The organism is Zhihengliuella salsuginis (assembly GCF_014651715.1).
GTDB lineage: Bacteria > Actinomycetota > Actinomycetes > Actinomycetales > Micrococcaceae > Zhihengliuella > Zhihengliuella salsuginis.
The window spans coordinates 1-11,941 of record NZ_BMXK01000022.1 but is presented as its reverse complement, the minus strand read 5'-3'; the positions used below and the strand labels follow the sequence as shown (position 1 = coordinate 11,941).

The following is an 11,941-nucleotide window of genomic DNA, read 5'->3' as shown; positions in this document are numbered from 1 at the left end:
GCAGGTCAGGAGCACCTTTACCCTTTTAATTACGTCTTGCCGACCCCGCGCTCATGAAAGACCGAGGCTAACGCCGCGTTGACCCCCTATCGCCCGCCTGAGGATCGTCGAAGCCTGCTGGCGCCGCCCGAAGGCTCATGTCGCGGCAGAGCACATGATCAGCCGGGCCACCGTGGCCAAGTGGTGCCGCCGCTACGCCGAGCACGGCCCCGCCGGCCTCCAGGAGTCCTCGTGCCGTCCGCTCGCTTCCCCGTCGCAGGTCCCGCCGGAGGTCGTGGCCCGGATCGAGGCGCTGCGGCGGGATCACAAGTGGTCCGCGACCCGGATCGCGTTCGAACTCGACCGTGAAGGCATCCGGATCAGCCCCCGGACGGTCGGGCGCTGGTTCGTCCGCCTCGGCATCAACCGGCGCCGGCACCTGCTGCCCGACGGAGAGACCTCGAGGAAGACCTCACGGAAGATCACCGCCCGGTATCCCGGGCACATGGTGCACCTGGACGTGAAGAAGACCGGCCGGATCCCCGACGGCGGCGGCTGGTTCGCCCACGGCCGCGACAGCGACCAGGCCCGCGCCGCCGAACGGGCGAAGGCCAAGCAGGGCGCCAAACGCGGGTACGTGTACCTGCACACGATGGTGGACGGGTTCTCCCGCCTGGCCTACACCGAGACCCTGCCCAACGAGCAGGCTGCGACCACGATCGGGTTCTTCCACCGGGCCCGCGCGTTCTTCGCCGCCCACGGCATCACCCGGATCACCCGCGTGATCACGGACAACGGGTCGAACTACACGGCGAAGAACTTCGTGCGCACCGTCCTCACGTTCGCGTCCACTCATCAGCGGATTCGGGCCTACACGCCGAGGCACAACGGCAAGGTCGAACGCTACAACCGGATCCTCGCCGAGGAATTCCTCTATGCCCGGACCTGGACCTCAGAGGCCGAGCGTGCCGAAGCATTGAAGACCTGGAACATCCACTTCAACTACCATCGACCGAATAGTGCCGCGAAGGGCCGCCCGCCGGCCTCACGCCTGCGTGCCGGCGTCACCAACGTCATGGCCCCATACACCTGATATGTAGGTTGTTCTTGTCAAGAGGCAGAGTGGACCGGCAGAAGCCCGGGTCCGGTTGCGCACCTTACAGCCGGCCCCGGGCTTTGTCGTCTGCCGGCGACCTGCCCGGCCTATTCGGTTGCCGTCACCGCGGATTCCCCTTCGGCGGGCTGGCGACTCGTCCGCGCGAGCAAACGGTCCACCAGCGCGGCCGCCAGTACTCCGGCGGCGTAGGCCGGCAGGTCCGCTGCCACGAAGGTCGTGCCCAGCACAAGGGAGATCGGCGGGAAGACCTCGGCCAGGTTCCCGGGCACCGGCGTCAACTGGAACACCTCGACGGCGAAGCAGAGACCCGCGGCGACCGCCGCGACGCGCAGCGGCCGCCAAGCGGGAACGACGAAGGCGACGATCAGGTAGATCAGGACCGCGTAGAGGGCGCCGCCGGCCACATCGCCGACCGCACCACTCAGCAGGAAGCGCGAAGCCAGGCCCAGCGGGACCACGCACAGCGCCGCGCCCGCGAGAGCAAGACGACGGCGGGCGCCGGGGGAGGCCGAGATTGACGATGTCATCCGAGGAGTCTAGCGCCGCACCGCAGCTCTCCCGACGGGCGCCGGCGGTGCCGCGCGTGAGTTAAGATCCATTAACACCCCGGTCGGATTCTTCACTAGGCTGGGGCCACGTCACCGCCGACGCCCTGTCACGACCGAGGAGCAGCCGATGTCCAAGGCACCAACGCATACGAACACCGCACAGCAGGCCGAGCTCCCCGAGCTCGCTGTCGGGGACTTCTTCTACGAGGACCTCGGGGACGGGCACTACCGCTCGACGGTGCATGCGCAGGGCGCCTGGAACCCCCACGAGCAGCACATGGCACCAGCCACCGGCATCATCGCCCACGAGTTGGAGCGGTTCCAGCCACGCGAGGACATGCGCATGGCGCGGGTCAGCCTGGACATCCACGGGATCATCCACGGCGGCGAATTCCACATCGAGACCCGCATGATCCGTCCAGGCCGAACCATCGAGCTGATCGAGGCCGAGATGATCACGCAGGGCCGCACCTCCATCGTGGCCCGCGCGTGGCGGCTCAAGACGGGCGACAGCTCCGAGGTGCATGCGGTCGAGGACACCACCGTCGCCCACCCGGAGAACCTGCCCGCGTGGGAGGGCATGTCGCCGTGGCCCGGCGGCTACATCGAGGGGCTGGACTTCCGCGTCGAGGACGGCCACCGCGCGGGCAGGGGGACCGTCTGGTTGCGCAGCTCCTTCGACATGGTCTCGAGCGGCCCCACCACGCCGCTCGTCCGCCTGCTCGGCATGGTAGATACCGCGAACGGCGTCGCACCGCGCGTCGAACCCGGACCCGAATCGTGGATGTTCCCCAACGTGGACCTGCAGATCCACATGCACCGCGCACCGGAGGGCGAGTGGCTCGGCGTCCAGGCGCAGCAGACCTACGGGACCGACGGGATCGGGCTCACCTCGGGCGTCCTCCACGACGTCAAGGGGCCGTTCGGCCGCAGCGAGCAGATTCTGACCGTCCGCCCGATGCCGGGCCGCACGGCCTGACGGCAGACCCTACCGGAGCCCGCCCAGCAGCTTCTTCACAGCCAACTTCCGCATCGGCACGAATCCGGCATCCAGATACCGACGACGAAGCCCGCCTTCTGTGCGGTACAGCGAGATGCCCCGCCTGATCAGGAACGGAATCGGCTTGCGTCGCTCCGCCACGTCGCGGGCGAATCGCCGCACGGCCGTCGACAGGGGGCTGCTGTCCACATAGATCGCCTGCAACTGCACTCCCTGGCGGCGCAGCGGCTCGACGATCCGGTCGCCGAAGATGCCCTCGGCGATCACCGGGCCACGGTCCAGGCTCACCAGCGTGTACCCGTCGTAGCTCGACGTCGTGATCGTATAGTCCGGCACCTGGGTCTGCCCGGTCTCCAGCAGCTCGATGACGGCATCGACGGCCGCCTGGGTGTTCCACGTCCCGGGATCGTCCCAGTCGATCTCGCCGTACGGCGTCTGGGGGAGCGGGCTCTCCGGCAGGTGCTCGGAGATCTCGCGGTAGAAGTTGTCGAGCACCAGGTGGGGGCGGCCGAAGCGGGCGGCGAGATACGATTTGCCGGCGCCGGAAGCGCCGCCGAGCAGGATGAGGGTCTGAGACGACGAATGCACGGAGTCCATCCTAGAATCAACGTCATGACTGCATGGAATTCCGCCGTTGTCGGCCCGCTCACCGTCGTCCGCGAGGGCGCGTCGGACGACGCCGCACGCGACCTGGCGGCCGGCGTCGACCTCCTGCAGACAGTCCGCGCGGGCGGGGCCGGCCCCACGCTGCGCATCTACCGGCCGGCGCCGACGCTGGCGTTCGGGCAGCGCGACACGCGCTTGAGCGGGTACGACGACGCCGCACGCCTCGCCGCGGACGCCGGGTTCACGCCGCTCGTCCGGAGGGCGGGGGGTCGTGCCGCCGCGTATCACCGGGGGACCCTCATCGTCGACCACGTGGAGCCGGACCCGGAGGCCGTGCTGGGGCATCAGGGCCGGTTCCGCGCGCTGGGCGAGCTCTACGCGCGTGCCCTGGGGACGCTGGGTGTCGACGCCCATGTGGGGGAGATCGAGGGGGAGTACTGCCCGGGCGAATTCAGCGTGCACGGCAATCCGGGCGTGTACTCGCGCGCGGCACGGCCGGTCAAGCTCGTCGGTACGGCGCAGCGCGTCGTCGCGGGCGCGTGGCTGTTCGCGTCGGTGTTCGTCGTGCAGGATTCAGGCCCGCTGCGCGCGGTGCTCACGGACGTCTACGACGCGCTGGACCTGCCGTTCGATCCGGCGACCGCCGGGGCCGTAGACGACCTCGTGCCCGGCGCGACCGTGGCAGACGTCGAGGACGCCCTGCTCACGGCCTACGCCGAGCACGTGGAGGTTGCCACCGCCTGATCAGCGGTCGGTGGCCCCGATCGACCTACTCCTGGATGTTCGGGGCTTCGTCCCCGATCCGGGTGGAGTCGCCGTGGCCGGTGCGCACGACGGTGTCGGCCGGGAGCACGAGCAGCTTGGCCCGGATCGATTCCACGATCGTCTCGAAGCTGCTGAACGAGCGCCCGGTCGCGCCCGGGCCGCCGTTGAACAGCGTGTCGCCGGAGAAAACGGTGCCCAGCCCCGGAGCGTGGAAGCACGTGGAGCCGGGGGAGTGGCCCGGCGTGTGCACGGCGACCAGCTCGGCGCCGGCGATCGTGAAGACGTCGCCGTCGGCGATCTCGTGATCCGGGCGCGTGCCGGGGTAGACCGCCTCCCACAGCATCTGGTCGGCCGGGTTCATCCAGATCTCGGCACCCAGCCTGTCGGCCGCATCGCGCGCGTAGCGGATGTGGTCGTCGTGCCCGTGGGTCAGCAGGATGGCCTCGACGGTCCGGCCGCCGACGGCCGCCGCGATGGCCTCCACGTCGTGTGCCGGGTCGATCACGATGACCCCGGCGTCGTCGCCGACGATCCAGACGTTGTTGTCGACCTCCCACGTCCCGCCGTCGAGGCTGAACGTCCCGGACGTGACGATGTTCTCGATGCGTGCACCCATTCTCAGACCTCCTGGCTTGCGGGGAGTTCGACGACGGAGCGCAGCACCTTGCCGCCGTGCATCTTCTCGAACGCCGCCTCGACGTCGCCGAGTTCGATGCGCTCGGTGACGAAGGCGTCCAGGTCCAGGCGGCCGAGCTTGTACTGCTCGACCAGCATGGGGAAGTCGCGGCTCGGCAGGCAGTCCCCGTACCACGAGGACTTGAGCGACCCGCCACGCCCGAAGACGTCCAGGAGCGGAAGTTCGATCTTCATGTCGGGAGTCGGGACGCCGACGAGCACCACGCGGCCGGCGAGGTCGCGCGCGTAGAAGGCCTGCTCGTAGGTCTCGGGCCGGCCGACGGCCTCGATCACGACGTCGGCGCCGAAGCCGCCCGTCAGTTCGCGGATGGCCTCGACGGGGTCCTGCTCGGACGAGTTCACGCCGTGCGTGGCGCCGAGCTTCTCGGCCATCGCGACCTTGTCCGGGTCGATGTCGACGGCGATGATGGTCGTCGCCCCGGCCAGGGCGGCACCGGCGATGGCGGCGATGCCGACGCCGCCGCAGCCGATGACGGCCACGGACTCACCGCGCTTGACCTCGCCGGTGTTGATGGACGCGCCGATGCCGGCCATGACGCCGCAGCCGAGCAGGCCCACGGCGGCCGGGTCGACGTCGTCGTCGATCTTGGTGCACTGTCCGGCGGCCACGAGGGTCTTCTCCGCGAAGGCGCCGATGCCCAGTGCCGGGGACAGCTCCGTCCCGTCCTCGAGCGTCATCTTCTGATCGGCGTTGTGGGTCGCGAAGCAGTACTGCGGCTGGCCCTTGGCGCACGCGCGGCACTCGCCGCACACGGCGCGCCAGTTCAGGATCACGCGGTCGCCGACGGACACCTCGGTCACGCCGTCGCCGGTCTGGGAGACGACGCCGGTCGCCTCGTGGCCCAGCAGGTACGGGAACTCGTCGCCGATGCCGCCCTGCTTGTAGTGCAGGTCCGTGTGGCAGACGCCGCACGTCAGGATGTCGACGACCGCCTCTCCGGGTCCGGGATCGGGGATGACGATGGTCTCGATGGTTGCGGGGGCATCTTTCGCCTTGACGACGACGCCCTGAACGTTCTGGGGCATGATCTCTCCTGACTTCGGCACTGCATGAGAAGGGGCCGCCCCGTCATCGGGACAGCCCCTTCATCCAATCACGCGGAAAGATCGGTGATCGAAAGATTTCCCTTCCGCGTCGGCGGTGGTATCCGTCTCAGTTCTGCAGGCGCGCTCGCACCTCGTCGATGCGCGGGTTCGTCGCCGCGCTCCCGTCCGGGAAGACGAGGGTGGGAACCGTCTGGTTCCCATTGTTGAACGACTCGACGATCTCCGGCGTGCCGGGCGTCTCCTCGATGTTGACCTCGCGGTAGTCGATGCCCTCGGTTTCCATCATGCGCTTGAGGTTGCGGCAGTAGCCGCACCAGGACGTGGTGAACATCGTGACGCCGGATGCGGGGATGTACTCGTTCAGTGGTGATTCGCTCATGCTGGTCTCAACGGCTGCGCGCCGCCCGGTATTCCGGGCTCGGGGCGGAGTCCGTCCCGTTCGGGAGGACGCCTGGAAACAGCGAAGGCCGGCTTCCAAAGGAAGCCGGCCTTCATGTCCGAATCCGGACCTCTGTGCGCGAGGGGGGACTTGAACCCCCACCCTCTAATACGAGGACTAGCACCTCAAGCTAGCGCGTCTGCCTATTCCGCCACCCGCGCAGGTGAACTATTTCCGCAGGTCAGGAGCGTTTTTCTTTTCTCCCGCCGCGTCAGCAGCGAGTAATACTCTACACGATGATTTCCATGGACACCAATTCACCGGTTGTGGCGTGCGTCGCTAGGCTGGTGGCACGGTCCGCCACGGAAGGAAGACACCTTGAACCCGCCTCGTCAGCAGCCCATCACCGCCGAAGAAGAAGTCGTCGAGATCTGCCGGAACCTGATCCGGATCGACACCTCGAACTTCGGGAACAACGATTCGCGCGGCGAGCGGCGCGCAGCAGAGTACGTGGCGGCGCTCATGGCCGAGGCCGGCGCCGACCCCCAGATCTTCGAGTCCTCGCCGGGGCGCGCCAGCGTGGTCGGACGGGTCTCCGGCCGGGATCCCTCGCTGCCGGCCCTCGTGGTGCACGGCCATCTCGACGTGGTTCCGGCCCAGGCCGAGGACTGGAGCATCGACCCGTTCTCCGGGGAGATCAGGGACGGCCTCATCTGGGGGCGCGGCGCCGTCGACATGAAGGACATGGACGCGATGATCCTCGCGGTCATGCGCGCCATGCACCGCAACGGCCAGCGGCCGAAGCGGGACATCGTCTACGCCTTCTTCTCGGACGAGGAGGCCGGCGGCACGTACGGCGCCGGCTGGCTCGTCCAGGAGCACCCGGGCCTGTTCGAGGGCGCCACCGAGGCCATCAGCGAGGTGGGCGGGTTCTCCTCGACCGTCAACGGGCGGCGCGCCTACTTCCTGCAGACGGCGGAGAAGGGCATCAACTGGCTCCGGCTGCAGGCCTCGGGACGCGCCGGCCACGGGTCGCAGATCAACGACGACAACGCCGTCACGCGCCTCGCGGCGGCGGTCAGCCGCATCGGAGCCCACCAGTGGCCCATCGAGTACACCAAGACCACCCGCGCCTTCCTCGACGGCGTCTCCGACATCACGGGCGTCGAGTTCGACGAGGGCAACCCGCAGGCGCTGCTCGACGAGCTGGGAACGGTGGCCCGCTTCGTCGGCGCGACACTGCAGAACACGTCCAACCCGACGGCGCTGACCGCGGGATACAAGCACAACGTCATCCCCGGCCGCGCGGAGGCCATGATCGACTGCCGCACTCTGCCCGGCCAGGACGAACTGGTCCTCGAGACGCTGCAGCGGCTCGCGGGCGACGGGGTGGACATCATCACGGACCACGCCGACATCTCGCTGGAGGTCCCGTTCTCCGGCGATCTGGTCGAATCGATGGTGGACAACCTGAAGGCGGAGGACCCGGACGCTGTCGTCCTGCCCTACATGCTCTCCGGCGGCACCGACAACAAGTCCCTCGCCCGTCTGGGCATCACCGGCTACGGATTCGCGCCGTTGAGACTCCCGGACGATCTGGACTTCACGGGCATGTTCCACGGCGTCGACGAGCGCGTCCCGGTCGACGCGCTGCAGTTCGGCGTGCGTGTCCTGCACCGCCTGATCTCGACCTACTAGGAGGCCCGCCATGCCGAATCTCCACCCCGGGCTCGAGCCGCGCGTGCGGGCCGTCCTCACCGACGAGCTGCTGGCCGGGATGCGCGAGCGCGCCTCCGGCCACGACGAGTCGAACACCTTCGCCCAGCAGGACTTCGACGCACTGGTCGACGCCGGCTACCTGAAGGCCATGCTCCCGGTCGAGCAGGGCGGCGCGGGCTGGGGCCTGTCCGAGACCGCCGCCGCGCAGCGGCTGCTCGGCGCCCACGCGCCGGGAACGGCACTCGCGGTGAACATGCACCTGGTGTGGGCCGGCGTCGTGCATCTGCTTCGGACCAAGGGGGACACGCGCCTGGACTTCGTCGCGGACTGGATCGCCGACGGCCACGTGATGGCGTTCGGCATCTCCGAGGCGGGCAACGACATGGTGCTCTTCGACTCCCTGACCCGCGCCGAGGAATCCGCCGACGGCGTGAGGTTCACCGGCCTGAAGATCTTCACCTCGCTCTCTCCGGCCTGGACGCGCCTCGGCGTCTTCGGCAAGAACGACGCCGGCGAGCTCGTCCACGCGTTCGTCGACCGGTCCGACCCCGGGGTCGCCGTCGGCGACGACTGGGACACCCTGGGCATGAGGGCCAGCCAGTCCCAGTCCACCCGGCTGGACGGCGCGCTGGCCCCGCCCGCCTGGGTCCACACACGGTTGCCGGCCGGACCGCAGGCCGATGCCCTGATCTTCGGGATCTTCGGCTCGTTCCTCACCCTGACGGCCTCCGTCTATACCGGGATCGCCGACCGGGCGCTGGAGCTCGCGGCCGAGCATCCGGCGAGACGGCGCTCCCTGGCGGCCGACCGGACGCTCGACCAGGACCCCGACATCCGCTGGCGCGTGGCCGGCGCCGGCATGGACGTCCTCGCCCTCGACGCCTTCCTCACACAGGTCACCCGCGATCTCGACGAGGGTGTCGACCACGGTCCGGCCTGGTTCCCGCGGCTCGTGAGCCTGCGCACCCGCGCGGGCGACGTCGCCCGTTCGGGCGTCGACGCGGCGCTCAAGGTCTCCGGGGGAGGGCAGTACTACCGCGGCAGCGAACTCGAACGGCTCTACCGCGACGTGCTGGCGAGCCTCTACCATCCCTCGGACGCCGAATCGGCCCATTCGACGGTGGCGAACTGGCTGCTCGGCCCGGCAGTCTAGCTCTCTAGAAGAGGTGCATCGTGCGCTCGACGCGCATGACGCGGCGGCGCAGCCAGTAGCGGTAGAGGCCTCCCGTGTACTTCACTGTGCGCCTGAGCTCCCACTTGCCGTACTCGGCGTGCTCGACCAGTCCTTGGCGCGCCTCCGCCAGCGACTGCCCCGGGTAGACGGTCACCACGAGGTACTCGTACGGATCCTGCGGGTCCCTGACCCGCTCGGCCGTGGGGAAGCTGGTCGGCGGTTGCGAATGATGCTGCATATGTTTGAGAGAGTACTCCGGCGGCCGCCGATTTCAAGACGCGAAATGCCCCCGGCCCCGCCGGAACCCTCCAGGGAGGCTCGCGGAGAAATCCGCTCTACCCAGGATCCTGATTCGACGGTACGGTCAGAGCATGACTACTGATCCGCGCATTGCTCTCGAAGCACTGAAGGTGTCCCTGGACGAGCACCTGAGCGCTGTCGTGTCGCGTCGGAGCGAGTCCGACCCCTCCGTCGAGGCCGCCTTCTTCGCCGTGGCCGACGCCTTCGAAAGCTACGAGGACGCGCTCTACGACGCCCACGAGGAAGTCCTGCCACTGGAGCTGTACGACGACAGCGAGGACGACGACGACGACGAGAACGACTGACCGGACGGTGTCCCGGGTCTGCCCGCCGCCTCCTCCCCAGGTATGAACTCTTCCGGGGCGTGGTGTGTCCGGCTCTAGCCGTCCTGCGCTTCAAGTAGGGTCGTGGTCGTGAGTTGGATAGAAGCGATTATTCTCGGCCTGGTTCAGGGCCTGACCGAATTCCTGCCGATCTCCTCGAGCGCCCACGTGCGCATCGTCGGGGAGATCCTTCCGAACGCGCAGGATCCCGGCGCCGCGTTCACGGCGATCACGCAGCTCGGCACCGAGGCCGCGGTCGTCCTCTACTTCTGGAGCGACATCGTCCGCATCGTCTCGGCGTGGGCGAAGTCGCTCGTCGGCAAGGCGCCCCGCAACGATCCCGACGCCCGCATGGGTTGGCTGATCATCATCGGCAGCCTGCCCATCGGCGTCCTGGGCCTCCTGCTCGAGGACTTCATCGACACCACGTTCCGGAGCCTGTGGATCACGGCGTCGATGCTGGTGGTCTTCGGCATCTTCCTCGCACTCGCCGACACCTACGGACGGCAGCAGCGCGAGCTCAAGGAGCTGACGTACAAGCACGGCATCATCTACGGTCTCTTCCAGGCGCTCGCCCTGGTCCCGGGGGTCTCCCGTTCGGGCGGCACCATCACCGGCGGCCTCATGCTCGGCTACACCCGCGAGGCCGCGACCCGGTACGCCTTCCTGCTGGCGATTCCCGCGGTCGTCGCCTCGGGCTTCTACAAACTCGCCAAATCCCTGACCGAGCCGTCGCTCAACGGACCGTTCAGCCTCGCCGAGACGCTGGTCGCCACGGGAATCGCATTCGTCGTCGGCTACGCGATCGTCGCCTGGCTGCTGAAGTACATCTCGACCCACAACTACCGGATTTTCGTCTGGTACCGGATCGGACTAGGCATCGCGATCTTCCTCTTGCTGGGATTCGGGATTATTCAGCCCGGTTAATACGCTGACCCTCTTGGGGCTCGAGCGAGCCCGCAATTCCCCGTCACTCCGAAAGGATGCCACGTGCACGCTTGGCAGGCCCCTGTCATCCCGCCCATGCCCACCCTGGCGGCCCGCGCTGAAGCGACCCCGCTTCGCCTCCACGACTCGTCGCGCCGCGTAGTCGAGCCCGTCCGGGCCGGGAGCACCGCCAGTCTGTACGTCTGCGGCATCACCCCCTACGACGCGACCCATATGGGGCACGCGGCCACGTACGTCTCCTTCGACCTGCTCAACCGCCTGTGGCGGGCGCAGGGCCGCGAGGTCGACTACGTCCAGAACGTGACAGACGTCGACGATCCGCTGCTCGAACGCGCCGCGGCGAACGGCGTCGACTGGCGGGACCTCGCCGCAGACCAGACCGACCTCTTCCGCCGCGACATGGAGGCGCTGCGGGTCATCCCGCCGGCCGAGTACATCGGCGCGGTCGAATCCGTCTCGTGGATCGTGCCCGTCGTGGAGGAGATGATCGCGGACGGCTGCGCGTACCGGGTGGACGGGGCCGACGGCGAACCCGACGGGGACGTCTACTTCGATTCGGCTGCCGCGGCGAACGACGCCTGGCGCCTGGGCGCGATCAGCGGATACGACGCGCAGACGATGGCGGCGTTCTTCGCCGAACGCGGCGGCGACCCGGACCGCGCCGGCAAACGCGACGCCCTCGACCCGCTGCTCTGGCGCGTCGCCCGCAACGGGGAGCCCGTCTGGGACGGCGGCAGCCTGGGCGAGGGGCGCCCGGGGTGGCACATCGAGTGCTCGGTCATCGCGAGGCGCTTCCTGCCCGCCCCCTTCACGGTCCAGGGCGGCGGAAGCGACCTGATCTTCCCGCACCACGAGTTCTCCGCGGGTCACGCCAGCGCCCAGGACAACGAACCGCTGGCCGAGCACTTCGTGCATACCGGCATGGTGGGCCTCGACGGCGAGAAGATGAGCAAGTCGAAGGGCAACCTCGTGCTCGTGTCCAAGCTGCGGGAGGCGGGGGAGGACCCGATGGCCATCCGCACGGTGATCCTCGGGCAGCACTACCGCACGGACTGGTTCTGGACCGACGCGCTGCTCGCCGCGGCCAGGCAGCGCGTGGCGGCCTGGTCGGCGCGCCTCGCGACGGCCACCAGCGCCGAGGCGGACACGCTCCCGGCCCGGATCATGGCGCACCTGGCCAACGACCTCGACGCCCCGTCCGCACTGGGCGAGCTCGACGCCTGGGCCGCGGCGGACCCGGATACCGGCGACGCCGATCCCGCCGCCCGCGGCAGGCTCGCCGACGCCGTCGACGCCCTGCTCGGCCTCCGCCTCTGACGGAGCGCCCCCTGACCCTGCGG

At 69.0% G+C, this 11,941-nt stretch carries 13 protein-coding genes, 1 tRNA gene and 1 pseudogene; 8 read left to right on the top strand and 7 right to left on the bottom strand.

The features are described 5' to 3' along the window. The first annotated feature begins 78 nt into the window (after nucleotides 1-78). Nucleotides 79-1,072, top strand: a pseudogene (locus IE069_RS15495) (IS481 family transposase). 110 nt (nucleotides 1,073-1,182) lie between these two features. Here IE069_RS15495 and IE069_RS15490 read toward each other — a convergent pair. Further along, nucleotides 1,183-1,623 carry a ribosomal maturation YjgA family protein gene (locus tag IE069_RS15490; protein ID WP_189351584.1) on the bottom strand — a complete coding sequence of 147 codons (441 nt, stop codon included), beginning with the start codon at nucleotides 1,621-1,623 and terminating at the stop codon, nucleotides 1,183-1,185. Nucleotides 1,624-1,771: 148 nt separating this feature from the next. On the opposite strand from IE069_RS15490, the gene IE069_RS15485 reads away from it, so the two are divergent. Then, nucleotides 1,772-2,623: a thioesterase family protein gene (locus IE069_RS15485; RefSeq protein WP_189351583.1), complete on the top strand. Its 852-nt coding sequence runs from the start codon at nucleotides 1,772-1,774 to the stop codon at nucleotides 2,621-2,623. A gap of 9 nt (nucleotides 2,624-2,632) precedes the next feature. On the opposite strand, the gene IE069_RS15480 is transcribed toward IE069_RS15485, so the two are convergent. Then, entirely contained in the window at nucleotides 2,633-3,241 is a 609-nt protein-coding gene (locus tag IE069_RS15480; RefSeq protein ID WP_189351582.1) for a uridine kinase, read from the bottom strand. Between the two features lie 15 nt (nucleotides 3,242-3,256). Between IE069_RS15480 and IE069_RS15475 the strand changes: the two genes are divergently transcribed. Further along, nucleotides 3,257-3,994 (top strand): lipoate--protein ligase family protein, encoded by a 738-nt coding sequence (locus IE069_RS15475; protein WP_189351581.1) that lies wholly within the window; start codon nucleotides 3,257-3,259, stop codon nucleotides 3,992-3,994. Nucleotides 3,995-4,019: 25 nt separating this feature from the next. On the opposite strand, the gene IE069_RS15470 is transcribed toward IE069_RS15475, so the two are convergent. The 4 genes from IE069_RS15470 to IE069_RS15455 all read right to left on the bottom strand — a co-directional run bounded on the left by IE069_RS15470 (nucleotide 4,020) and on the right by IE069_RS15455 (nucleotide 6,358). Continuing rightward, the gene (locus tag IE069_RS15470) at nucleotides 4,020-4,631 is read right to left on the bottom strand and encodes an MBL fold metallo-hydrolase (protein ID WP_189351580.1); all 612 of its coding nucleotides are present in this window, start codon (nucleotides 4,629-4,631) and stop codon (nucleotides 4,020-4,022) included. Nucleotides 4,632-4,633: 2 nt separating this feature from the next. Further along, nucleotides 4,634-5,737, bottom strand: coding sequence for an S-(hydroxymethyl)mycothiol dehydrogenase (locus IE069_RS15465; RefSeq protein WP_189351579.1), 1,104 nt, complete (start codon nucleotides 5,735-5,737; stop codon nucleotides 4,634-4,636). A gap of 127 nt (nucleotides 5,738-5,864) precedes the next feature. Further along, nucleotides 5,865-6,137, bottom strand: a complete 273-nt coding sequence (locus tag IE069_RS15460) for a glutaredoxin domain-containing protein (protein ID WP_308425402.1) — start codon at nucleotides 6,135-6,137, stop codon at nucleotides 5,865-5,867. A 135-nt stretch (nucleotides 6,138-6,272) separates the two neighbouring features. After that, nucleotides 6,273-6,358: transfer RNA gene (locus IE069_RS15455), tRNA-Leu, on the bottom strand. A 157-nt stretch (nucleotides 6,359-6,515) separates the two neighbouring features. Here IE069_RS15455 and IE069_RS15450 point away from each other — a divergent pair. Then, nucleotides 6,516-7,835 carry a M20/M25/M40 family metallo-hydrolase gene (locus IE069_RS15450; protein WP_189351578.1) on the top strand — a complete coding sequence of 440 codons (1,320 nt, stop codon included), beginning with the start codon at nucleotides 6,516-6,518 and terminating at the stop codon, nucleotides 7,833-7,835. A gap of 10 nt (nucleotides 7,836-7,845) precedes the next feature. Continuing rightward, a complete protein-coding gene (locus IE069_RS15445) occupies nucleotides 7,846-9,009 on the top strand; it encodes an acyl-CoA dehydrogenase family protein (protein ID WP_189351577.1) in 1,164 nt (387 codons plus the stop codon). A 4-nt stretch (nucleotides 9,010-9,013) separates the two neighbouring features. On the opposite strand, the gene IE069_RS15440 is transcribed toward IE069_RS15445, so the two are convergent. Continuing rightward, nucleotides 9,014-9,268 carry a DUF5703 family protein gene (locus IE069_RS15440; protein ID WP_189351576.1) on the bottom strand — a complete coding sequence of 85 codons (255 nt, stop codon included), beginning with the start codon at nucleotides 9,266-9,268 and terminating at the stop codon, nucleotides 9,014-9,016. Between the two features lie 133 nt (nucleotides 9,269-9,401). Here IE069_RS15440 and IE069_RS15435 point away from each other — a divergent pair, with 133 nt between their 5' ends. The 3 genes from IE069_RS15435 to mshC all read left to right on the top strand — a co-directional run bounded on the left by IE069_RS15435 (nucleotide 9,402) and on the right by mshC (nucleotide 11,918). Continuing rightward, nucleotides 9,402-9,635, top strand: coding sequence for a hypothetical protein (locus tag IE069_RS15435; protein WP_189351575.1), 234 nt, complete (start codon nucleotides 9,402-9,404; stop codon nucleotides 9,633-9,635). A 108-nt stretch (nucleotides 9,636-9,743) separates the two neighbouring features. Continuing rightward, nucleotides 9,744-10,580, top strand: coding sequence for an undecaprenyl-diphosphate phosphatase (locus IE069_RS15430; RefSeq protein ID WP_189351574.1), 837 nt, complete (start codon nucleotides 9,744-9,746; stop codon nucleotides 10,578-10,580). A gap of 63 nt (nucleotides 10,581-10,643) precedes the next feature. Next, entirely contained in the window at nucleotides 10,644-11,918 is a 1,275-nt protein-coding gene (mshC, locus tag IE069_RS15425) for a cysteine--1-D-myo-inosityl 2-amino-2-deoxy-alpha-D-glucopyranoside ligase (protein WP_189351573.1), read from the top strand. Nucleotides 11,919-11,941: the final 23 nt, after the last annotated feature.